The 21,698-nt window shown below is 63.4% G+C and carries 19 protein-coding genes; 13 read left to right on the plus strand and 6 right to left on the minus strand.

Going from position 1 to position 21,698, the window contains the following annotated elements; translation table 11 throughout:
• Window positions 1-127 precede the first annotated feature (127 nt).
• Window positions 128-1,636, minus strand: a complete 1,509-nt coding sequence (locus DEHOM01_RS08125; protein ID WP_061212311.1) for an amidase — start codon at window positions 1,634-1,636, stop codon at window positions 128-130.
• Window positions 1,637-1,645: 9 nt separating this feature from the next.
• Window positions 1,646-2,221, minus strand: a complete 576-nt coding sequence (locus DEHOM01_RS08130; RefSeq protein ID WP_061212312.1) for a GyrI-like domain-containing protein — start codon at window positions 2,219-2,221, stop codon at window positions 1,646-1,648.
• A 78-nt stretch (window positions 2,222-2,299) separates the two neighbouring features.
• Between DEHOM01_RS08130 and recR the strand changes: the two genes are divergently transcribed.
• The 9 genes from recR (at window position 2,300) to DEHOM01_RS08175 (ending at window position 11,873) form a co-directional block, all read left to right on the plus strand.
• Window positions 2,300-2,893, plus strand: a complete 594-nt coding sequence (recR, locus tag DEHOM01_RS08135; RefSeq protein ID WP_061212313.1) for a recombination mediator RecR — start codon at window positions 2,300-2,302, stop codon at window positions 2,891-2,893.
• 9 nt (window positions 2,894-2,902) lie between these two features.
• Window positions 2,903-4,606 carry a hypothetical protein gene (locus tag DEHOM01_RS08140; protein ID WP_061212314.1) on the plus strand — a complete coding sequence of 568 codons (1,704 nt, stop codon included), beginning with the start codon at window positions 2,903-2,905 and terminating at the stop codon, window positions 4,604-4,606.
• A 110-nt stretch (window positions 4,607-4,716) separates the two neighbouring features.
• Window positions 4,717-6,081, plus strand: a complete 1,365-nt coding sequence (locus DEHOM01_RS08145; protein ID WP_061212315.1) for an aspartate kinase — start codon at window positions 4,717-4,719, stop codon at window positions 6,079-6,081.
• Window positions 6,082-6,103: 22 nt separating this feature from the next.
• Complete coding sequence (locus DEHOM01_RS08150) at window positions 6,104-7,174, plus strand: aspartate-semialdehyde dehydrogenase (protein ID WP_082738806.1); 1,071 nt, start codon at window positions 6,104-6,106, stop codon at window positions 7,172-7,174.
• A gap of 186 nt (window positions 7,175-7,360) precedes the next feature.
• Window positions 7,361-8,029, plus strand: coding sequence for a TetR/AcrR family transcriptional regulator (locus DEHOM01_RS08155; RefSeq protein ID WP_061212316.1), 669 nt, complete (start codon window positions 7,361-7,363; stop codon window positions 8,027-8,029).
• A 5-nt stretch (window positions 8,030-8,034) separates the two neighbouring features.
• Window positions 8,035-8,379 (plus strand): PRC-barrel domain-containing protein, encoded by a 345-nt coding sequence (locus DEHOM01_RS08160; protein ID WP_061212317.1) that lies wholly within the window; start codon window positions 8,035-8,037, stop codon window positions 8,377-8,379.
• A gap of 191 nt (window positions 8,380-8,570) precedes the next feature.
• Window positions 8,571-9,905 carry a UDP-glucose dehydrogenase family protein gene (locus DEHOM01_RS08165; protein ID WP_061212318.1) on the plus strand — a complete coding sequence of 445 codons (1,335 nt, stop codon included), beginning with the start codon at window positions 8,571-8,573 and terminating at the stop codon, window positions 9,903-9,905.
• Window positions 9,906-9,941: 36 nt separating this feature from the next.
• The gene (rfbB, locus tag DEHOM01_RS08170) at window positions 9,942-10,958 is read left to right on the plus strand and encodes a dTDP-glucose 4,6-dehydratase (RefSeq protein ID WP_061212319.1); all 1,017 of its coding nucleotides are present in this window, start codon (window positions 9,942-9,944) and stop codon (window positions 10,956-10,958) included.
• Window positions 10,959-10,967: 9 nt separating this feature from the next.
• The gene (locus tag DEHOM01_RS08175; protein ID WP_061212320.1) at window positions 10,968-11,873 is read left to right on the plus strand and encodes an SDR family oxidoreductase; all 906 of its coding nucleotides are present in this window, start codon (window positions 10,968-10,970) and stop codon (window positions 11,871-11,873) included.
• On the opposite strand, the gene DEHOM01_RS10005 is transcribed toward DEHOM01_RS08175, so the two are convergent.
• The 3 genes from DEHOM01_RS10005 to DEHOM01_RS08190 all read right to left on the minus strand — a co-directional run bounded on the left by DEHOM01_RS10005 (window position 11,870) and on the right by DEHOM01_RS08190 (window position 15,208).
• Window positions 11,870-13,060: a hypothetical protein gene (locus DEHOM01_RS10005; RefSeq protein ID WP_061212321.1), complete on the minus strand. Its 1,191-nt coding sequence runs from the start codon at window positions 13,058-13,060 to the stop codon at window positions 11,870-11,872. The genes DEHOM01_RS08175 and DEHOM01_RS10005 overlap by 4 nt on opposite strands.
• A 137-nt stretch (window positions 13,061-13,197) precedes the next feature.
• Complete coding sequence (locus DEHOM01_RS08185; RefSeq protein ID WP_061212322.1) at window positions 13,198-14,607, minus strand: NAD(P)/FAD-dependent oxidoreductase; 1,410 nt, start codon at window positions 14,605-14,607, stop codon at window positions 13,198-13,200.
• Window positions 14,608-14,737: 130 nt separating this feature from the next.
• On the minus strand, window positions 14,738-15,208 hold the full coding sequence (locus tag DEHOM01_RS08190; RefSeq protein ID WP_061212323.1) for a VanZ family protein: 471 nt from the start codon (window positions 15,206-15,208) through the stop codon (window positions 14,738-14,740).
• A 42-nt stretch (window positions 15,209-15,250) separates the two neighbouring features.
• On the opposite strand from DEHOM01_RS08190, the gene DEHOM01_RS08195 reads away from it, so the two are divergent.
• The 3 genes from DEHOM01_RS08195 (at window position 15,251) to DEHOM01_RS08205 (ending at window position 20,160) form a co-directional block, all read left to right on the plus strand.
• Window positions 15,251-16,444: an exonuclease SbcCD subunit D gene (locus DEHOM01_RS08195; protein ID WP_061212324.1), complete on the plus strand. Its 1,194-nt coding sequence runs from the start codon at window positions 15,251-15,253 to the stop codon at window positions 16,442-16,444.
• A 4-nt stretch (window positions 16,445-16,448) separates the two neighbouring features.
• On the plus strand, window positions 16,449-19,562 hold the full coding sequence (locus DEHOM01_RS08200; RefSeq protein WP_167346668.1) for an AAA family ATPase: 3,114 nt from the start codon (window positions 16,449-16,451) through the stop codon (window positions 19,560-19,562).
• Between the two features lie 91 nt (window positions 19,563-19,653).
• A complete protein-coding gene (locus DEHOM01_RS08205; protein ID WP_061212326.1) occupies window positions 19,654-20,160 on the plus strand; it encodes a DUF456 domain-containing protein in 507 nt (168 codons plus the stop codon).
• Here the strand turns inward: DEHOM01_RS08205 and DEHOM01_RS08210 are convergent.
• Entirely contained in the window at window positions 20,157-21,140 is a 984-nt protein-coding gene (locus tag DEHOM01_RS08210) for a helix-turn-helix transcriptional regulator (protein WP_061212327.1), read from the minus strand. The genes DEHOM01_RS08205 and DEHOM01_RS08210 overlap by 4 nt on opposite strands.
• Window positions 21,141-21,228: 88 nt before the next feature.
• Here DEHOM01_RS08210 and DEHOM01_RS08215 point away from each other — a divergent pair, with 88 nt between their 5' ends.
• Window positions 21,229-21,594, plus strand: coding sequence for a VOC family protein (locus tag DEHOM01_RS08215; protein WP_061212328.1), 366 nt, complete (start codon window positions 21,229-21,231; stop codon window positions 21,592-21,594).
• Window positions 21,595-21,698: the final 104 nt, after the last annotated feature.

Consider the following 21,698-nt stretch of genomic DNA (forward strand, 5'->3'; position numbering starts at 1 on the left):
GAAAGGGTAAAGCCCGGCTGGCAGGGCACAGGGCAGTGCCGGGATGTGAGCAGGAGTAGCGGCAGGGGCGAGCCGGGCCGGGATGTGAGCAGGATCGGCGGCAGGGGGCGAGCCGGGCCTGGGCTTTTCAGGGTGCGACGAGTAGGGGCCAGGGGTCGAGGGCCTCGAGCTGCGCGGCGATACTGAGAAGAGTGGTCTCGGCTCCCGGCCGAGTTCCCCCGAGGTGGACGCCTACGGGCAGTTCGATTCCGTCGACCACTGTGCGATGCAGGGGCACACTCATGGCGGCGAACCCATTCATATTCCACACACTCGTGAACGGCGTGAAGCGCGATTGAAAATCGAAGTCTTCGCGCGGGTCGCCGGGGATGCGATCCGCGCGAACGGGCGGCTCGGACAGCATCGGCGTGAGGATCGCGTCGAAGCTCTCCCACGCCTCGGCCATGCGACGCGTGAGTTTCTGAATGCACGCGATCGCGGCGGCATACTCCAGCCCGGTGACCTCGGCGCCGATGCCGCGTAGCCAGCGCGTGAGTGCCCCAACGCCCGCTGCCTCCTCCCCGGCGCGGGCCTCGGCGCTCCCGGCCGGACCGTAGGGCAGCGGAATCGACGCTGCTCCCACGGCCCACACGGGCATAAACGTTTGCCAATCCTCCGGTGTCATCGGTGCGGGGATCTCGATGGTTGTGTGCCCGAGGGCCTCGAGCAGCGAGCGGGCACGCACGACGGCGTCGAGAGAGGAGGCCGCGAGCTCTACCTCGGCGACCATGGGCGAGGTGAGCACACCGATCCTGAGGGGTGAAACCTCTCGCGCATCGAGCGCAGCGAGCGACGCCTCGACTGAAGAGGTTGCGCCGCAGCCCGCGCCCCGTGTGGGCCGCGGGCCCGCGAATGCATCGCCTGGCCGTGCGTGGGCGATGAGATCGACGCCGAGGGCGAGATCCGCGACCGTGCGCGCGAGCATCCCGTGGCGCGCGAGTCCCGGTCCGTCGAGGCCGTGTGGTCCGGCGCTTACCGTTCCACGCGAGGTCACCATGCCGAGAACGCCATTGCAGGCAGCGGGCACACGCACGCTTCCGCCGGCGTCGTTGCCGTGGGCGAGTGGCGCGATGCCGCACGCGACGGCTGCACCGGCGCCGCCGCTCGAGCCGCCCGCGGTGCGCCGTACATCCCACGGGGTGCGGGCCGCTCCGAGTGGCGATTCGCTAAACACGCTCATCCCGAACTCGCTCGTCGTGGTTTTCCCGAGCGTGAGGGTGCCGGCGGCAATGAGATCCTCGGCGATGCCATCGGTGCGAGTCGAAATGTTTCCTGCGAGAGCGGGGGAGCCGGCCTCGAATGGCAGCCCCTCGACTTCGACGAGGTCCTTGATCGGCAGGGGAATGCCGGCGAGGAGAGGCGCTGGCGCCCTGCCCGCAGAGCGTTCTGCACGCAGCATCGCCTCGGCACGCTCGGCTTGCGTGCGGGCACGATCATCGGTAACACACGAAAACGCCCCGACCTTCGCGCCGCGTTCATGGGCGCGCTCGAGTGCACGCTCGACGTGGACGCTCGGCGTGAGCTCCCCGTCGCGGTAGGCCCGCGCGAGTCGAACGGCGCTGAAATCGAGGGGGTCGTCTAGACCGTCCGCAAGCATGGCCCTCTCCTAGTTCAGCGGGGCAAGCGGTGCGAAAAGATCGGTGCGTGAGGTTGTCACGACCGTGTCCTGCTCGGCAACGGGAATCGACACTTCCCAAAACGGCGGCGTGGGCTCGAGCCCGCGGTCCGTCAGAGTTGTGAGCAGGGCATTCCACGAGTCGTCGCGCGTGCTGTAGGGGCCGTTGTGCGAAAGAGCAGCGATGCGCCCCTCGGGGAGGGTGACGGTACTTGCCTGGAGTGCAGTGTCGCCCGGGCAAGCGTCGGAGCTCACGTCGATATCCCTCGAAAGTGGACGTTCGATCGGGAAACCGATAGCGACATCGCTCTTCGCGTGAGCGCTATCAATGCCGCCAACGCGGTAAAACACGACAACCAGGTGCCCGGTGATCTCGGCGCCTTCGCGCTCGAGCGCCGCGGGCAGAACATCGGCAACCACGCTCGCATAGTCTCCGAGTGCGTCCATCGCAAGGTCGTTGACGCGGACGGCGGCGAGCGGCACGGAGGGCTGATCGAGCACGGTGAGTGTCGTGTAGCCGCGGCCGTTTTCGACATCGCTTCCGCCGGGAGTCGTGTGGATGGTCATGGTGTGCTTTCGCGTTGAGAACGGGCGTGGGGCGAGTTTACGAGTTTATTTGTCTCACCCGTGCCATAGAGTTTAGGTGTGTTTCAGGGAATCGTGCAGGATCTGATCGACGAACTCGGGATGCTCCCCGGGGTGGGCCCCAAGTCGGCGCAGCGCATCGCGTTTTACGTGCTCGGTGCGGAGAGCGCGTCGATCGAGCGGCTAGCCTCGACCCTCACCGAGGTGAAAAAGCGCATCCGCTTTTGCGAGGTGTGCGGCAATATCGCAGAGGAAGAACGGTGCGCGATATGCCTCGACGAGCGTCGCAACGGTGAGCTTCTGTGCGTTGTGGAGGAGCCCCGCGATGTTTTTGCGATCGAGCGGCTTCGCGAGTATCGGGGTCGCTACCACGTGCTCGGCGGCGCGATCGACCCAATCGGGGGAGTCGGCCCGGCGGACTTGCGTATTCAGGAACTTCAGGATCGCGTCTCGCAAGGAGACATCACCGAAGTGATCCTCGCGTTGGACCCGAACGTTCAGGGCGAAGCTACGAGCAGCTACATCGCGCGCGCGCTTGCGGATTCCGGAGTCGAGGTCACACGTCTGGCGTCGGGCCTTCCGGTTGGCGGGGACCTTGATTACGCTGATGAGATGACTCTTGGCCGCGCGTTCGCGGGGCGGCGCACTTTCTAGGGGGTTTCGATGGTGCAGGGCGTTCACCCGGGAATGCCGGGCCAGGGCATGGGGATTCCGACGCTTGCCGGGCCTTCGGCGCAGCCACTTCCGCCGCTTGTCGGCTTGCCTGAGCCGGAAAGGCTGCCCACGGGAGACGACGTCGTCGACCTTCCCGAGGAAGTCTTGTGTGAATCCGCGCGGTCGATACGCGCGGCCGCGGGCCGGAAGATTTGGGTGTGGATGGCAATCGTGGGGTTTGTCAGTTGGGGGGCGCTCGCGATGGTGTTTCTCGGTTCGCTGACCCCGCTGTTTTCGTTTTTGCCGATTCTCGCGCTCGCCGAGCCATCTTTCGTGGCGTCACTCCTCAACGGACTCGGCGCGTCGCCGGGCGTCGTGCTGTTCATCGCTTTTGGGTCGGCGCCCTTTGGCGCTCTCGCCGGTCTGGGGGCTGCGGCGCTCGGTTTGCGGTCGGTTGCGCGACTACGCCCCCGCGAGTACCTCACGGAGAAGGAGTTTCGAAGGGCGATCGGCTGGTCGTTTGCGAAGTGGATCCTGTGGCCCGAGCTCGCAGTGATCGTCCTTTCGATGATCCTTACCGCGCTTCCCGGTAATACCTTCATCCTCGCCGATTTTTCCTACATCGTCGTGTCGGGGTATCTCCAGATGCTTGTTATTGCGCTGTTGAGTGCGCCTCTTGCGGCTGGACTCGCGCGTGCCTCGAACCCTCTGAAGCTGCCGGGACTCAGCGAGCTGGAGGTGAGGCGCCAGGCTGCGATCGGCACGGATAGCTACGGTCATTACACGCGCGTTCTGTTTGCGCAGGATCGTCGGCATCTGCCGCGCAATAGGTTCACCGCAAACCCGCGCGTCGTGGCGCAGTCGTTTCGCACTATCGCTCGGTACCGCTGGTGGCAGGTCCTGATCGTTGCTGTGCTGGTAGTGCCGTTTTACTACTTTGCCGATTTCGGGCAGCTTTTTACGCTCGATGGCGGCGTTGGCGACATCTCCGGTGCGACGGATTTTTCCCTCACGACGCGCATCGCGGCACTCATGCTGCTCATTGCATGGCTGAGCGCCTTCGCGTGGCTGCCACCGCTCGTGCTCTCCCTTTTCCACCTCATCCCGCCATCAAAGCGGGGGGTTCGGGATCAGCGCACCTATCCCACGATTACTGAGCGCATGGCCGTGAATCGATGGGAACGGGGCGTCGTGTGGGTGACAACCCTTGGTCTCGCCGCAGTGGAAGCCGTGTGCCTCATCGCGTTGCTCGTCGTGCTCCAGATGACTGGTGACGCAGACCTCGCGGGCCCGGTGCACCTATGGGTTCTTGGGATCTCGGGATTCGCGGCGAGCGCATTGGGGATGATCGCCACCTACCGCGCGATGGCGATTGACCTGCGCACGATCGTCTACGGCCCAGCGGGCTGGTACATGCGCAGAGAGGTGCCGTTTTCAGCCATTGCACCTCAGCGCGGCACACGGACGGATCTCGCGGACGATCCGCGCGTGAGGGCGGCTCTGCGCGAACGCCAGGCGATGAAGCTTGGTCTACCGAAAGACGCGACGCTCGAGCAAATCGCCAAGGCGGCCTCGAGGACCGGTGTGTTGCCCGACTTTGGGCTCGGCGAAGAACAGGTGACGCCCGCCACGGTTGAGCCTCCCACGATCAAAGGCGAGCACGATATCCCGGAGAGTCTCGAGGAGCTGCACGCGGGACGCCTCACAGTGTGAGACGCAACGGGCGCGCTGCACTCATCCCTGCGGCCTCGCCTGTCACAATGGCACCACCCGCATTCATGCCACTACCGCGGTAACCCCGCGCGCGAAAGGGAAACTCGCCCATGGCGCTTGTCGTACAAAAATTTGGCGGATCCTCCGTTGAGGATGCCGCCGCGATCAAGCGTGTCGCCGCGCGCATCGCCCTGTACGCGAAGGCGGGCCACGAAGTCGTGGTCGTCGTCTCGGCGATGGGAGACATGACCGATGAACTCATCGACCTCGCCCAAGAAGTGACCGCGCAGCCGCCCGCCCGCGAACTCGACATGCTGCTCACGGCGGGCGAACGCATCTCGATGGCGGTGCTCTCGATGGCCCTCAACGCCAACGGCGTGAGCGCGCGGGCATACACGGGCTCGCAGGCGGGCATGATTACCGACGAGCTTCACGGCGGCGCCCACATCATCGACGTGACCCCCGGGCGTATCCGCAGCGCGCTCGACAACGGTCACGTCGCCATCGTCGCGGGCTTTCAAGGGGTGTCGCGCACGACGAAGGAAATCACGACTCTCGGTCGCGGCGGGAGCGACACCACCGCCGTCGCCCTCGCGGCAGCGCTCGAGGCAGACGTGTGCGAGATCTATAGCGACGTGGATGGAATCTTTACCGCCGATCCGCGCATCGTGTCGAGCGCATGCCGCATCCCCGAGATCAGCTCCGAGGAGATGCTGGAAATGGCCGCTGCCGGAGCGAAGATTCTCGCCCTTCGATGTGTCGAATACGCGCGTCGTTTCGAGGTTCCACTCCACGTGCGTTCGAGCCACAGCGGCCGCATCGGCACCGTGATTTGCGAGGATCCCGATCGGGACTTCCCGATCGACCCCGACCTTACCCGCCTTGGCGCACTCGCGGGCGCCTGCGACGTTTCACCTACGAAGGAGGAGGCCCCCGTGGCATTCCTGACAGAAGGGGGCCATGAGGCCCCGATGATCACGGGCATCGCCCACGACCGCAGCGAGGGTATGGTGACCCTCGTCGAGGTCCCCGATACGCCCGGGAAAGCCGCGGCAATTTTCGAACTCGTCGCGTCCGTCGGCGCGCATGTCGACATGATCGTCCAGAACGTCTCAACTGTCGACGGTACAGTCGCGATTTCGTTCACAATTCCCGAGGCGCACGCCGAGGCTGCCACTCGTGCGCTCGAGGCAGCGCGAAGCGAGATCGGCTACCGCGAGTTGCGGTACACCAGCCAGATCGGCAAGGTGTCGATCATTGGCGCGGGCATGAAGTCGAACCCCGGCGTGTCCGCGACGGCATTCCGCGCGCTGTCGAACGCGGGGATCAATATCTCGATGATTTCGACCTCGGAGATCCGCATCAGCGTCGTGACTCGCGTCGACGAGCTCGACCAGGCTGTGCGCGTGCTCCACACGGCTTTCGGCCTCGACGGCGAGGGTGAAGCCATCATTTACGCCGGAACGGGTCGCTGAGCGCGGCCGAAAGGAGAGGGCAATGGGCGAAAAGGTTATGGACAAGGACCCGTCGGGGCCAGTCATTGCTGTCGTGGGCGCAACGGGCCAGGTGGGCCGTGTCATGCTCACGCTTCTCGAAGAGCGTCGCGTGCGACACTCGCGAATCCGCCTTTTTGCGTCCGAGCGTTCGGCGGGTACGCATATGCGTGTCAATGGCGAGGACCTCGTGGTAGAAAACGCCGAGACCGCAGTGCTTGAAGGTGAGGGCAATACGGTCGATATCGCGTTGTTCAGCGCGGGTGGCGCGACCTCGAAGCGTCTCGCTCCCGTGTTTGCACGCGTCGGTGCAACCGTGATCGACAACAGTTCCGCGTGGCGCAAGGACCCGGAGGTCCCACTCGTTGTCGCCGAAGTGAACGGAGAGTGTGCCGAGAAAGCGCCCAAAGGCATTATTGCGAACCCGAACTGCACGACGATGGCGGCGATGCCGGCCCTCAAAGCTCTTCACGAGCGCGCCGGGCTCGAGCGCCTCACGGTTGCGACCTACCAGGCTGTGTCCGGCAGCGGCCTCAAAGGCGTCGACGAGCTTGCGAGCCAAACGCGTGCCTACGTGAATGATCTTGAGTCGCTTGCCCTCGATGGTCGAGTCGATGCTGAGCCGGCGCCGTGCGTGTATCCAGCTCCGATCGCGTTCAACGCGGTCCCGTTCGCGGGGGCGCTTGTGGACGACGGTTCGCTCGAAACCGATGAAGAGCAAAAACTCCGCAATGAGTCCCGGCGCATTCTCGATCTTCCGGATCTCCGTGTGTCGGGCACGTGCGTGCGCATCGGGGTGTTCACGGGGCATTCGCTCAGCATCCACGCTGAGTTTGAGCGGCCGATCACCGTGGACGAAGCCGAGGAAGCGGTCCGAGCCCAGGTGGGCGTCGAGCTCGTTGATGTGCCTACGTCGCGCCTTGCTGCAGGGCGCGACGGTACATTCGTGGGGCGGTTCCGCAGCGATCAGGCGGTTCCGGACGGTCGCGGGCTTGTCTTCTTCGTGTCTTCGGACAATCTTCGCAAGGGCGCGGCCCTCAACGCGGTGCAGATATGCGAGCGGCTTGCGGGCTGAAGCCTCGAAGCTGTGACATACTGGGAGTAACTGCTGGAAATATTGGTATTCGCCCGTGAATCCACCCCCATGCTCATCGCGGTAACTTAGCGTACATGCAGGTCGTGGCCCTACAGTGTTGTGCGGGCGAGCGTGCGTAGCAGCCACAAGGCTCACGCGCCGTCACAGAGCCTAGGAGTGTTGCCCATGACCCCCGATCGCCGAGCAGCCCGTCGCACGGCCGATCCATCGCCGGATCACGGCGCCAGAGTCAACCTCACGCGGGCACGCGGAGAGCGTACCCGCGAGGTCATCCTCGAGGAAGCGACGCTCCTGTTCTCCACGTACGGCTACCGTGGCACGTCGCTTCGCGATATTTCCGAGCGCGTGGGAATCTCCCACCCGGGTATGCTCCATCATTTTTCCCGTAAGGAAACCTTGCTCCAGGCGGTCCTCGAGCGCGTGGCACACCATTTTGAAGAGCTGATCGATGACTTTGTCGAGACGGCGCAAGAGCCCGCGGCGATTCGTGACTGGGATGCGGTGCGGCAGTACCAGTCCGTCATGTTCGCCGTCGTGAGGGCCGAGGCTGTCGAAAAAGATCACCCCGGTCACGAAGCGATCGTGGGAATGCAGACGATGGCAGAAGAGAAGCTCACCGCCCTCTTTGAGATGTACGAAGAAAAGGGCTGGCTCGACGAAGGTGCGAGCCCCGAGTGGATTGCCCGCTCGATCGTCGCGATGTGGACGGGGGTCTTCATGCGCGATGCCCTCATGGGCGATGGCCTCTATGACCATGACCTCTCGATTTTCTTGCGCATGTTTGTGATCCCGCTGCGCGAGGCTGATCCGTTTACCCCGACGAGTGGAAAGTAGCGTGTATGGCGACCGAGGTTGAGCTTGATCGACTCCGCAACGCTCTCGTGCGCGATGCCTCCGGCGGGCGCCTCGGCAAAGTGTGCGAAATTTTCCTCAATGATCGCACTCAAAAAATCTCTTTTGTGACAATTGCACTCGGGCCTTTTGGCACGCGTGAAATCTATATTCCCTACGAATATATTGACCTTGATGAAAGCGGCCCCAGAACCGCGGTTCGGCGCGAAATTCTCGAGGAGGCCCCGCGCGCGAACGGGCTCGGCCATTTGACGTTCACGCAAGAAGAGCAGTTGCGCGAATACTACGAGTCGGCCGTGATCGCCGACCCGCATTCGTCGCCGCACGATTGATTGGTGTGGGCTCGAGTGGTCGCGGCGACCGTCGGAAACCAGACGTTGTTAACGGGCGCGTGAACGGCTGAAAGTACGCGGTGAATTCTCGGTAACCCGGGCCAGGGTGTGAGTGTGCGGTCGGTAGGGTCGAATCAATGACGGTTTTTCGTCGTCAAAGATTCGCTTACTGATTCGTCGCAAGGATACATATGAAAATCTCGGTTATTGGGCTCGGATATCTTGGCGCAGTTCACGCGGTATGCATGGCGGAACTGGGGCACGATGTCGTGGGGATCGATGTGGATACCGAGAGGATTGCCAAGCTTGAGCGCGGTGAAGCGCCATTTTTCGAGCCCAGTTTCCCCGAAAAACTCTCCGCAGCTCTCGAGCGCGGAAATCTCCATTTCTCGACGGATCTTGCGGATGTGCGCGAGTGCGACGTGCACTTTGTGTGCGTGGGCACGCCGCAGGGGTCCGACGGCTCCGCGGATCTCACCGCCCTCCATGCTGTACGCAGAGGCCTTGGGGAAGTTCTTGCAGGATCAACGCGCGACAGGATCCTTGTGGTGGGCAAGTCGACCGTGCCCGTCGGAACAGCGCGCGGCCTCAGCGAGGCTTTTGCGGATCTTCCGAACGTCGAACTCGCGTGGAATCCGGAGTTTTTGCGCGAGGGGTACGCGGTGAAAGATACTCTCGGTCCGGATCGCCTCGTGTACGGCGTGCATGAGGAGCAGAAGTTTTCCATCACGCATCTCGACGAGGTGTACGCCTCGATCCTCGAGGCCGGCACGCCTCGCCTTGTGTACGGGTACGAGAGTGCCGAGCTCGTGAAGGTGAGCGCGAATGCGTTCCTCGCAACGAAGATCAGTTTCGTCAACGCGGTCGCGGAGATGTGTGAGGCGACGGGCGCCGACGTTGTCGAGGTTGCCGAAGCGATCGGTCTCGATGAGCGCATTGGCCGACGCTTCCTCAAAGCCGGCATCGGCTTCGGCGGCGGGTGTCTCCCTAAAGACGTGCGGGCCTTCATTGCGAGCGCGGAGGAGCATGGGGTGGGGGAGTCCTTCGAGTTTCTCCGCAACGTTGATCGCATCAATCAGAAGCGTCGCGCGCGCCCCGTGGAGCTCGCCCTCGAGTATTTCAACGGGGATCTGACGGGTGTGCCCATTACTGTTCTCGGCGCCGCGTTCAAGCCCTATAGCGATGACGTGCGTGATTCGCCCGCGATCGACATCGCTCTTTCCCTCGCACGTCACGGTGCGGATGTGCGCATCACGGATCCGCAGGCTCTCGCGGTCGTGCGAGGCCGCTACGAGGAGTTGAGCCTCGTGGACGATCTCGAGGAAGCCATGAGCGGCGCGCGCTTGCTCATCCTCGCGACGGAGTGGCAGGTGTACCGCGACCTTGATCCTGCTCGTGTCGCGGAGCTCGTGGCCGAGCGTGCGGTGATCGACGGACGCGGGGTCTTCGATCTGGCCCGCTGGCGCGAGGCCGGCTTTACGATCATGGCGCTTGGGCGTGGGGAGAGGGCCGGGAGGCTCGCCTAACAGCCTCGCGTTCCTCGTCGTGGCACACTAACGGCTATGGGTGCTGCACACTTGATCGTGACCGGTGGTGCGGGATTCGTCGGTTCGAATTTCGTGCACTATGTCGTCACGCACACCGATTATTCGGTGACAGTTCTTGATGCTTTGACGTACGCGGGTAATGAAGCAAACCTCGAGGGCCTTCCTGAGGATCGCGTGCATCTCGTTGTTGGCGATGTCGCTGATCGTGAAGCCACTCGTGCGCTTGTAGAAAGCCTCGATCCTGAAACAGATGCGGTTGTGCACTTTGCTGCCGAGTCCCACAACGATCGATCGCTGAGCGACCCGGCCGTGTTCGTGCGCTCGAACATTGTGGGCACTTTTGCCCTGCTTGAAGCGGTGCGCGAGTTCGGCGTGCGTCTCCACCACGTCTCTACCGACGAGGTCTACGGCGATCTACCGCTCGAGGTTGAGCGGCGGTTCACGGAAGAATCCCCTTACCGGCCAAGCTCTCCCTATAGCGCGACGAAAGCCTCGAGCGATCTTCTCGTACGCGCCTGGACACGCAGCTTCGGAGTAAGGTCAACCATCTCGATTTGCTCGAATAACTATGGGCCTCGCCAGCACGTTGAGAAGTTCATTCCCCGGCAAATCACGAATCTCCTTGATGGAGTGCGGCCGCGCCTCTTCGGTGACGGCGCGAACGTTCGCGACTGGATTCATGTTGACGACCACTCTTCGGCCGTTCTTGCTATCCTCGAGCGGGGCCGCATCGGTGAGACGTACCTGGTGGGCGCGAAGTGCGAGAGAAGTAACCGCGAGGTTGCGCGGGTCATTCTCGAGGCCTTCGGGCGCGACGGAGACGACATCGACTTTGTGGCCGACCGTCCCGGGCACGACGTGCGCTACGCGCTCGACGCACGAAGGCTCGAGGACGAACTCGGGTGGCGCCCTCGCCACCGCGACTTTGATGCCGGTATCCGCGAGACGATTGAGTGGTATCGCGAGAACGAACAGTGGTGGCGCGCCTCAAAGGCCGCAACTGAAGCGACATACGCGAAAAACGAACAGTAAGGAATGCCCGTGTCCCACGACTTTGCATCCCCGCCTGCCGAACGCGAATGGCAAGAAGCGGCCTCCTCGCCCGAGCGGACCCTCGTAGTGGGTGCCGCGGGACAACTGGGGCGAGCTCTCCAGGGTTTGTGGCTCGGTCGCGACGACGTTGATTTCGTGGACCGCGAGGTCCTCGATGTCGGCGCCCATGACTCCATCGCCGCCTTTGATTTCTCGCCCTACAGGGTGATCGTGAACGCCGCGGGCTACACCGATAAAGACGGCGCGGAAAGTGCCGAAGGGCGCCGCGAAGCCTGGGCGGTGAACGCCAAGGGCGTTGCACTTCTGGTCTCGGCCGCGCGTGAGGCGGGCGCCGTGCTTGTGCACATCTCGAGTGACTACGTGTTCGACGGTTCGGTCGCGTTCCACACGGAGGAGGAAGGCTTCGCCCCACTCGGTGTCTACGGACAGACGAAAGCGGCCGGTGATGCCGCGGTCTCGACTCTCGATACGCACTACATTCTCCGCACGAGCTGGGTTGTCGGCGAGGGTAAGAACTTTGTCGCGACGATGCGCGAACACGCCACCAACGGCGACTCGCCCTCGGTCGTGAACGACCAGTTTGGACGATTGACCTTTACGGATGAAATCGCGCGTGCGATCGATTTTGTGCTGCGCACCCGGGTGCCGTTCGGCACCTATAACGTGACGAACTCGGGCGATATCACCTCGTGGTTCGAGATTGCGCAGAGAGTGTACGAGCTCACGGGGCACGACCCGGAGAACGTTCAAAGCGTCTCAAGTGCCGAATACCTCGATACACACAAGGGCATCGCGCTTCGCCCCATTAATTCCGCGCTCGACCTGAGCAAAATTACCGAGGCGGGCTTTCACCCGCGCGATCAGTTCGAGGCGCTCGCCGCGTACCTGGCCTAGCTATTGCGGCGCATTAGCACGATCGCGCCCGTAGCCGCGAGGCCGAGGCCCGCAATCACACCGCCGATGAGCCATGCGACCGATAGGCCGAGCGGTTGCCGTGAAGGATCGGTGATGAGCTGGGTGGAGCCCTTCTCCGGCTCCTCTTGAGGTTGACCGGGCGTCGGGCTCGGGGTTGGGCCTGGTCTGACGATGCCGCCAGCATCGCCGTTGCCACTCGTGCCGTGGTGGCTGAGTTTCGAATAGTCGCTTCCCACGGCGCCGAAGTCGGCTGAGCGTCCGTAGCCGCTTCGCTGGGGAATGCGGGACATGGCGGAGGGGCGAGAGCGCACGAACCTCGATCCGCCAGCTTCGGTTGACGATCCTTCGGGCTCACCCGTTTGTTCGCGAGAGGGCGTCGTCGAGGGTTCGGTGCTGCCGGGGCTGTCGCTCGGATCGGCGGGGAGCGGCGCTTCCGTTTCAGGGCGAGGGGAAGGGCGCGCTGGCGAGGATGGGGACGCCGGTTCCGTTGGTGAAGGCGCAGGTTCCTTCGTGGGATCCGGCTTCGGGGTGGCGGTAGGCTCCGCAGTTGGTTTGGGATCCGGCGTCGGCGTGGGGGTTGGATCGGGTTGATCCGTGGGGCTTGGCTTGGGCTGTTCCGTTGGGCTTGGCGAGGGCTGCTTGGTGGGATCGGGCGTTGGCGTCGGTTCAGGAGTCGGGGTTGGCGTCGGCTCAGCCGGCTCGGTGATGGTGACCTGCGCGCTAGACTTTGTGCCGCCCTCGAGTGGCGCGACAGTGACCGTGTAATTTCCGGGCTCTGCGATGACGAAGGTTACGCTTGCACGCCCGCTGGCGTCCACAATCGCGGTGTCGCGCGAATAACCGAGCGGCGGGAGCTCGACGGGCTTGCCTTCGGCGGGGGTTGCGGTCGCTTCGACTTCGACGGCTGGATCGGCGCGGCGGTATTCGCCTTGCACCTGCGTGCCTTCCTTGAGGCCGCATACGAGTGCCGTAAACGCCTTTCCCTTTTCGACCTTCGCTTCGGAAAGGGTGACGGTTCCCGGTGTGCAGGTGGTGTCGACAGCAAAAGCGCTTACCGTCTCAAACGGCGCCGTACCCGAGATCGCGATTGCCGAGGCGAGCACACTCGCTCCTACGACGACACCGCCCAGGCGGCGGCGAAGCGCAGTCGTGCGGGGCTGGGCCATGGAGTGCGTCCTCGTGGTCAGGCGAGCGATAGAGATTCCACGCGGAAGATTCACCGCGCTCCACCTCACGATAGGCCACGAAACAACCGTTAAGCGTGTAGCGCGCTTAAAACCCGTGTAAAACCCGGGGCATCACCCTAGCGGCGCATGCGCGGCCTGCCCGGATCCTTGAACCGTTTGCCGGCCCGGTAGCCGAACCGGCGAATCGGCGCATTTTCCCGAAAGGCCCTGCGAGCTCCGAGCGAATCCACGTCACCCACGACGGGGTTCGGCACACGGGAAATGCCCGTGCCGTTGTAGAGATACAGGAGGTTCGCGGCAACCGAACGGCGATTGCGTGTACCGAGCAACTTCGAGACGTGCACGCCCAGCCATGCGAGCCACCCGATCGAGCCCTGAAGATTCACGCCTCCGGGCAGTTCCGCGATAGCGGCACGCCGACCGATCGTCGCCATCGCCCCCAGGTCGTTGTAGTGGAACGGCTTTTGTGCAGCGGCCTCATCGCCCTCGACGAGCGCCTTGATCGCACGCGCCACATGCTGGCCCATTTGCACGGCGGGTTGGGCGAGTTGCGGCTGTGGATCATCGCCACCGGCGATATCACCCGCGGCCCACACGTTGTCATAGCCCTTGACGCGAAGGGTGGGATCGACATCGATTCGGCCCCCGCGCCCCTGCGGGAAACCCCACGTGTTTACGGATGTCGACACGCTTACCCCGGCGGCCCAGATCGTGATGTCTGATTCGACGTAACTGCCGTCGGCGAGGCGCACGAAGTCGTAGCCGACCTCCTCGACACCCTGGCCAAGGCGCAGCGTCACGCCGCGCTTTTCAAGCTCGCGCGCCGCATACTCGCGATGCTGAGGCTCGAAGGCCTTGAGGAGTTCGTCGCCGCGTTGAATAAGGGAAATCTCGAGCGTTCCCGGGTCCACCTCGGGGTAGAGCACATCGAGCTCGCTAATGCGGAAATCAGCGAGTGCCCCCGCGATTTCCACGCCCGTGGGGCCACCGCCCACAATCGAAATGGCGAGGCGGTCGGTGAAGCTCATCTCCGTGAGCTGCGTGGCGCGCTCGAGCTCTGCGAAGATCCTCTCGCGGATCTCGAGAGCCTGCGAGCGGGTGTACATCGGCATCGCGAACTCTTCCGCACCCGGGGTGCCGAAATAGTTCGTGGTGGCGCCATTTGCCAAGACGAGGTGGTCGTAGCGCACCGAGCCTCCGTCGGAAAGCTTCACGACCTGATCGTCGGTGTCAATCCCCGTGACCTCGCCCTGGCGAAAGCGCATGTTGGGGGCGTGGAGGGAGAGCCCGCGCAGGAACATCGTGACGTCGCCAGAGTTGAGGCCCGCGGTCGCAACCTGATAGAGGAGCGGCTGGAAAGTCTTGTACACGTTCCGATCGATGAGCGTCACCCGCACGCGTGCATCGCGCAGGGCAAGCACGAGGTGGGCGCCGGCGAAGCCGCCGCCAACGATCACGACATGGGGCCAACTTGCGCCATCTTTGGCGGGCACGGTTTTGCGATAGAACGCGGGGAGCAGGGGCATGAACGATCTGGTCCTTCAGTGATGCGACTCGGCTATGGCCGCCCATAACGGTAAATCGGTGACGTGAAAGAAAGCTCCACATCCTGTGAGCCGCGCGACTGTCGTGAGGCTCGCGATCATGTCGCAGTCGTTATCCTGCGGTGCGGCGTGCGCGGGAACGCTGGGCGAGCGCGAGTTCGATCCACAGCGCTCCGACGCCGAGGGCGATTCCGCATGCGTCGGCAATCGCGTCGGTGACATCTGCTGAGCGCGCGGGCATGAACGATTGCAGGACTTCGATCGCGGCGCCCCACAGGAAGAGGACGGCAATGAGAATGAGCAGGTGTCGGACCTTCACGACCCCGAAAACTGTCCCAAGCCTCGTGTTCCCACGCTGGTGCGCGCCATTCTCAGCACGAGGGGACCACGAGAGAGCCCGCGAGTCTTCGAGACATAGAAGTCGTGAAAACGCCCAGGTCGTGAAAGTAAACACGAGGATGTGCCCCAATTTATCCGCGCCGGGGAGGGAGGCAACCGGCTCGGCGGCTTCGGGAACTTTGGGCAGAAAGAACACGGCATTTGCGAGAGCGGCTACGAAGGCGAAGAAAGGCGCGGACGTCATGAGGTGAGTTTAAATGTCCCACCCTCCTCTTAGAGTGAAAGCATGAAAATTCTTCACACGTCGGATTGGCACCTCGGGCGCACCTTGCACGGTGAGAACCTGCACGAATACCAGCGGGAGTTCCAGGATTTCCTTCTGGCGAAGGTCCGTGAAACCGGAGCGCACGCTCTCGTGATCGCCGGCGATATCTACGATCGTTCGGTCCCGCCCGTCGAGGCGGTTGAGCTTCTGCACGAGTCACTCGCAGCGCTCGCGGAAGAAACCACGGTGATCCTCACGCCAGGCAACCACGATTCGGCGGTGCGGCTCGGCTTTGGCGCAAAACTCATGCGGCCAGGCATTCACATTCTCGCGGATGTCGAAGGGATCGAGCACCCGGTTTCGGTAGCCGATGAGCACGGTGAGGTGCTCTTTTTCGGGCTGCCCTTCCTTGATCCGGATCTTGCGCGCTACAGCCTCGCTCCCAAGGGTGGGGACCCGCTTCCTCGCACGCACGAAGACGTTACGGTGCAGGCGATGGATCGAGTCCGCGCAAAACTCGAGACTCTCGGGCATCCGCGAAGCGTCGTGCTTGCCCACACCTTCGTTGCGGGCGGGGACGGCTCGGATTCCGAACGCGACCTGAGCGTGGGCGGTGTGGCGTCTGTTCCCGGTGGCGTGTTTGCGGGGGTCGACTACGTCGCGCTCGGCCACCTCCACGGCTGCCAAAACATGAGTGCGCTTGTCCCTGGCGAGCGGCCCGCCGCGTGGTACTCGGGAAGCCCACTGGCCTTCTCGTTCTCGGAGCGCCACCACACCAAAGCCGTTCTTCTTGTCGAGATGGACTCCTCGGGGTTGGTCGAGGTGGAACGTATTCCCACCCCCGTGCGCCGCCGGCTCATCGAACTGGACGGCTCTCTCAAAGAGATTCTCGATAGTGCCCCGAACTATTCGGAGGATTGGGTCCACGCGATCGTGCGGGAGGAAATTCGCCCCGCGCACCTTCAGCAGATCCTGAGCGCGGAACTTCCACATCTCCTCTTTACGGAGTTCCGGTCCACGCGCGAAACGGAATCTAGTGCCGCGCCGGTTGTGACGCGCGAGGCTTCACCGGCGGAGGTCATCTCGGAATTCTTCGACTACGTCACGGGTGCCGAACCGAACGCCGTGCAACGAGACATCATTGAGCAGGTGCTCGCCGATGCGCGCGCACGTGCCGATCTCACCGAGTCGCACGCACAGCGAAAGGCCTCCTGAACCCATGAAACTTCACCATTTGAGTTTCGAGGGCATCGGGCCGTTCAGGGAGAAAGTCGAACTCGATTTCGATGCGCTCGGCGCGAGCGGCCTCTTTCTCCTCGAAGGTGCCACGGGTTCGGGAAAGTCCACCGTCATCGATGCGACCGTCTTTGCCCTCTACGGCAATGTCGCGGGCGGCGGATCGAGCGATGCGCGGGTGCGAAGCGACTTCATGCCCAATACGCGGCCGAGCGTCGTGGACCTCTTTTTCGAGGTCCCACGAGGGATCTACCGGGTTCGGCGTACCCCCGCCTACGAGCGCGCTCGCCTGCGCGGAAAAGGCGCTCCCGTGCATGAGAACCAGAGCGCGAAGCTCTGGCGGCTTGCCTCGCCCGAAGCGCTGGGTGAGGCGATCGTCGGCACCGAACGCGCGGAAGAGATCGAGCCGATCGCCAACCGACCGGCCGACGTTGGCCGGGAGATTCAGGACTTGCTCGGCCTCACGCATGCGCAGTTCACCCAAACGGTCGTGCTCCCTCAGGGGGAGTTCGCCCGGTTCCTCAAAGCTGACACGAGCGAACGCAAGACTGTGCTCGAACGGATCTTCCAGACTCAGCTGTACGAGCAGATCGAGCAATCATTCGGCGAACTCAGACGCGAGGCTCAGCGCGACGTCGAAGCCTCAAAAGCGGAACTCGGCGCGGCCCTCCAGCGGGTCCTCGAGGCGGCATCGGTCAGCGATGAGCAACGCATGCAGGCGCTCACCGATACCCGGGATTTCACCCCGGCGGGTCTCGAGCGTGCGAGGGCCATTGGCGAGGAGCTCGAGAATTCCTCTGAAGCCGCCTGTCGCGAAGCCATGCGCATCCTGGACATGGCGCAGGCGGCCTCGAACGAGGCGGAGGAAGCCGCGAAAAAAGCCACCGAACGCCACGATTTGCTCGCTCGCAAAGCCCAGCTCGACGCCCACGAGAGGAAACGAACTTCGATTGAAGGGGCGGCGCGCAAAGCCCGCGAAAGCCTTGCCTCTCACGAACGCGCCGAAAAACCGTTCTACGCCCACGCGCATGAAAAGAGTGCGGCGGCAGCGCTGGACGCCGCCGCGACGGCGCTTCCCGAAGCCGAACGCGGGCAGGTCTCCCAGTGGGGAGCGCTAAGCGACAACAACCATCAGCGAAGCGAAAGTGCACTGGGCGCGGCTGCTGCGCTCGCGAGCCTCGAAAAGGAGGAAGTAGCGCTACCTCGACGTGCGACCGAGGCGAAAGAGGCTGCTCGCGAGGCTGAACGAGCGGCGGAAGCGTCGAAAGAGAAGGCGACGCTGCTGAACGAGCGGCCGTCGGAACGCGAAGCGCTCACCGAGAAGCTTCGCGAGGCGACCGAGAGGGCCTCGAGCCTCGGAGCCCTCAAAGAAAAGCGTGAGTCCCATGCCGCGCGCGAGCGTACCGCGAAGGAGGCGAGCGCGACCCTCGAAACGTACTCGTCGCGCGCGCAGCATGAACGCGACATGCTCGCGGCCCTCAAGCGCGCGAGTGAGGAGGAGGCACGCCTTCGGCGCAAACGCCTCGACGCGATCGCCTTCGAGCTCGCGGCGGATCTCGAGGACGGCCAGGCATGCCCCGTGTGCGGGGCGTGTGAGCACCCGGCCCCCGCGCACACCGACGATGAGCTCGTGAGCCAAGAGCGCATTGCGGCGGCCGAACGCACGCGAGTGGAGGCCGAACAGGGCCTGAGCGAGGCGCGGGCATCGGCAGCTGCCACCAAGGCACTCCATATTGATGCCCTCGAGCGGGCGTGGGGGGAGAGCGTCGAGGAGGATCTCGCGAAGTTCCAGGAGCAGCTCCCTGAACTCATCGAACGCTTGAAGAGCGAGGGCGTTGCGCTTGCCCGCGAGGAGGAGCGTGCGCGCGAAGCCGAGGGCGAGCGTGAGCGAGTGAAAACCGAGATTTCGCGGTTCGACGAGCGAACGGCCTCACTCGAACGCGAAGCACACAAGGAGGCGCTCGCCGCCGAGCGTGCCGCCCTCGAAGCTCAGCACCTCGAGAAAGCTCTCACCGAGACCCGCGCGGCCATTGCTCAGGAGCTCACGGACCACGAAGGCTCGCACGAGAGCATCGCGGCGCTCCGCCTCTCGCTCCTGACGGAGGGGGAGGCTGCACGTGCACACGCAAAACTGCTCGACAAAGCCCTGGAGGCTCGCTCCGTGCATGAGCGGGCTCAAACGCACCTCAACGAAGCACTCGAGGGCAGCGGCTTTGACGCTATAGAAAATGTGGTTCAGGCGCGTCTTGCCCCCGACCGTAGACAATCGCTCGAGGACACAGTGAAGGAGCATTCTTCGCTCACCGCGCTCATCGAGGATGCCCGCGCGGACGGCCGCCTCGAGGGCATTGATGCGAGCGAAGAAGCTCAGCGAGATGCAGCCGATGCTCTCGAGACCGCGGCAGCGCGCGTGCGCGAGACCCGCGATGCGCACACGGAAGCCGCGGGAACCCACGCGACTCGCGCGAAAGAGCTCGAGCGTGTGAAACGCGCACGCACAGATTTCACGGCGCTTGCCGCCGCGCACGAGAAACGCTCGGCGCGTCAAAGCGAAATACTTCGCCTCGCGAATATCGCGACGGGAAACTCGAGCGATGCGAAAGCACGTCTGACCCTGTCGACGTTCGCGGTCATGCGCCGCTTCGAGAAGGTCATCGAGGCCGCGAATGCGCGGCTATCGGCTCTCTCGGGTGGGATCTACGAGATCCGCCTTGCGCCACCCGAGAAAACAGGCCGCAAGCACGTTGGGCTCGACCTCGACATGCTCGACTTGCGCAATGATTCCTCTCGCTCGCCCTCGACCCTCTCGGGCGGTGAAACCTTCTATGTGTCACTCGCACTCGCGCTCGGCCTCGCCGACGTCGTGAGCGGAGAAAACGGCGGGGTGCAGATGAACACCCTCTTTATCGACGAAGGCTTCGGCACGCTCGACCCGGAAAAACTCGAGGGTGTGATCGCCGAGATCCGCCAACTTGCCGCCCACGGTCGCACGGTGGGAATCATCTCCCACGTCGCCGAACTCAAAACACAGATCGCGGAGAAGGTGCACGTGGAAAGAAAGTCCGACGGCACCTCGCGCATCAGCGTGAGTGTGTAGCGGGCGGTGCCTGCGCGATTCTCTATAGACTGTTGCCTCCGCCAGCGGCGTCCCAACTGCCCCTTGCCCGCCACGCACTAAGGAGAACACCGTGCCTGTGGACATCATCGTGACCATCATCGCCGCGCTCGCCTTCGCGGTAGGTATCACGGGCATCGTGCTGCCCGTGCTTCCCGGGTCATTCCTCATCCTTATCGGAATGCTCGTATGGGCCATAGGGATCGGTGGCTGGACGGGCTGGGTTGCGTTCGCGCTGGTCGCGATGTTTTCGATCGCGGGTATGGCGAGCAGCTACGTGCTCACAGGGCGGAAGCTCAAACAGAGCGAAGTGCCCACGTGGGCGATCTTCGTCGCGATCGGCTGCGCGATCCTCGGCCTGTTTCTCATCCCCGGCCCGGGCCTCCTCATCGGGTTCATTCTCGGCTTCTTCCTCGTAGAGCTGAGCCGCAAGCGCGAGTTCCACGACGCTCTCAATTCGACGCTCTCCACCTTGAAAACCCTCGGGATTGGCATTCTCGTAGAACTCCTGCTCGCGATGGCGAGCGGAACAGTGTTCATCGTCGCGCTTGGCATCCACCTCTTCTCGAGGGCTGGTTAGCGATCGCGGCGGCGATGATCGGCAGTGCTTTGTGCTGAGTGAAACTGCACGATCTGGGCCGCGATCTCGCGGAATCGAACCACCGCTGCGGCTGGTCTTAAGATCCGAATGTGGTCTCCGAATTGGAGGAGCTGCCGAACCGATTCAACGTCTGGATAGTGGACGACGATATGAGTCCACTCGTCCTCGGAGCCGTCGATACGGATCATTCGCCCTCTAAGGATTCGTCGGGCCAGATCTAGGCGGGTCGAGCGCAGCTGTGCGTGCACCTCGATACCAGGCGCCGACTGAAAACTGGTCAGCAATTCTTGCCACACTGAGCGCAGATCGCAGTCCGGTCGTAGCACTGCGGAATCCGTAAGTAGCTCGCGGGTCTCAATGCGGCTGGTGTTAAACATGCGGGGTTGTGAGGCGACGTCAGCCACTAGATACCAGGATCCGGCTTTGTTCACGAGACCGTAAGGGTCCGCGACAACCCACTGCCCGCTGCTCTCGCCGCTGCGTCGATATCGGAGGCGGATGCGTTGTCTATTTCGAGCAGCGGTGAGAAGGTCGGCCACGTCGAGTTCCTGCTCGGCCGTGAGCCATCCAGAGGGGTCGACGTGGAGGACCTCGGGCAAGGGCAGAGCGGCGGAGGTTTGCTTACGCGCCGCAACAGCGGTCAGCTTCTGCTGGGTTCTGACATGTACAGCATGGAGCCCGATCTGCTCAAGAAGACCCTCATCTAGTCCTGCGACGGAAAGCAGCTGCAGTTCATGTGGATCGAGGCGTGAGATGTCGAGCCGGGCCCGGTGATCCAGCACGATGGCTCCGCCCCGGCCCCGCTCGGTGTAGATCGGCACCCCAGCAGCCGACAACGCCGTGATGTCACGCAGGATCGTGCGTGAAGATACCTCGAGACGGCGAGCCAGTTCTTGACTGGTCATTCGTTCGTGGGTTTGCAGTAGCAGCAGGATGGACAACAAGCGGGACGACTTCATTCCCAATCCTTAAAGAAAACATGACAGCAGGTGTCGTCTATGCCTGATTATATGGGGCTCCCTGATCCACTGACATAAGGAGAGACCCATGCCGGCCCCGAATCTGTTTCTGACCTACGTCAGCGACGTCGAGCGATCCACCGATTTCTATAGTCGCCTGTTCGAAATCGAACCCACCTTCACCAGCCCGCGGTACGTCGCTTTTGAGGTCGCGCCCGGCGTGCTTTTCGCAATCTGGACCGGTCACGACGAAAATCTCGCATCAGCAACACCGCGCACGAACGAAATCGGGCTCATGATTCCCGGTCCTGCCTCTGCCATCGACGACGTCTACGAGGAATGGGTCACGAAAGGGGTGCACGTGATCGAGGAACCGCACGACGACGTCTTTGGTCGCACTTTCGTTATAGCCGACCCCGACCACAACCTCGTGCGGGTCAGCCCCGTCGACTAGCCCGAATGGAGGCGCCATCGGCGGCGGGCACGAGCTCGCCGCCGTGTGGCGGTTGTGCCGTTAACCTTGCTAAATCTGCAGACCATCACGCGGAGCATCAAGAG

Source organism: Dermabacter hominis NBRC 106157 (genome assembly GCF_001570785.1).
Lineage (GTDB): Bacteria > Actinomycetota > Actinomycetes > Actinomycetales > Dermabacteraceae > Dermabacter > Dermabacter hominis.

Excerpts from the sequence above, each read along its gene's own strand:
- DEHOM01_RS10005 (WP_061212321.1), bottom strand. The coding sequence starts at position 13,060 with ATGGCCCAGCCCCGCACGACTGCGCTTCGCCGCCGCCTGGGCGGTGTC.
- DEHOM01_RS08190 (WP_061212323.1), bottom strand. The coding sequence starts at position 15,208 with ATGACGTCCGCGCCTTTCTTCGCCTTCGTAGCCGCTCTCGCAAATGCC.
- DEHOM01_RS08185 (WP_061212322.1), bottom strand. The coding sequence starts at position 14,607 with ATGCCCCTGCTCCCCGCGTTCTATCGCAAAACCGTGCCCGCCAAAGAT.
- DEHOM01_RS08200 (WP_167346668.1), top strand. The coding sequence starts at position 16,449 with ATGAAACTTCACCATTTGAGTTTCGAGGGCATCGGGCCGTTCAGGGAG.
- DEHOM01_RS08125 (WP_061212311.1), bottom strand. The coding sequence starts at position 1,636 with ATGCTTGCGGACGGTCTAGACGACCCCCTCGATTTCAGCGCCGTTCGA.
- DEHOM01_RS08145 (WP_061212315.1), top strand. The coding sequence starts at position 4,717 with ATGGCGCTTGTCGTACAAAAATTTGGCGGATCCTCCGTTGAGGATGCC.
- DEHOM01_RS08210 (WP_061212327.1), bottom strand. The coding sequence starts at position 21,140 with ATGAAGTCGTCCCGCTTGTTGTCCATCCTGCTGCTACTGCAAACCCAC.
- DEHOM01_RS08155 (WP_061212316.1), top strand. The coding sequence starts at position 7,361 with ATGACCCCCGATCGCCGAGCAGCCCGTCGCACGGCCGATCCATCGCCG.
- DEHOM01_RS08150 (WP_082738806.1), top strand. The coding sequence starts at position 6,104 with ATGGGCGAAAAGGTTATGGACAAGGACCCGTCGGGGCCAGTCATTGCT.
- DEHOM01_RS08130 (WP_061212312.1), bottom strand. The coding sequence starts at position 2,221 with ATGACCATCCACACGACTCCCGGCGGAAGCGATGTCGAAAACGGCCGC.
- DEHOM01_RS08215 (WP_061212328.1), top strand. The coding sequence starts at position 21,229 with ATGCCGGCCCCGAATCTGTTTCTGACCTACGTCAGCGACGTCGAGCGA.
- rfbB (WP_061212319.1), top strand. The coding sequence starts at position 9,942 with ATGGGTGCTGCACACTTGATCGTGACCGGTGGTGCGGGATTCGTCGGT.
- DEHOM01_RS08195 (WP_061212324.1), top strand. The coding sequence starts at position 15,251 with ATGAAAATTCTTCACACGTCGGATTGGCACCTCGGGCGCACCTTGCAC.
- DEHOM01_RS08165 (WP_061212318.1), top strand. The coding sequence starts at position 8,571 with ATGAAAATCTCGGTTATTGGGCTCGGATATCTTGGCGCAGTTCACGCG.
- DEHOM01_RS08160 (WP_061212317.1), top strand. The coding sequence starts at position 8,035 with ATGGCGACCGAGGTTGAGCTTGATCGACTCCGCAACGCTCTCGTGCGC.
- DEHOM01_RS08140 (WP_061212314.1), top strand. The coding sequence starts at position 2,903 with ATGGTGCAGGGCGTTCACCCGGGAATGCCGGGCCAGGGCATGGGGATT.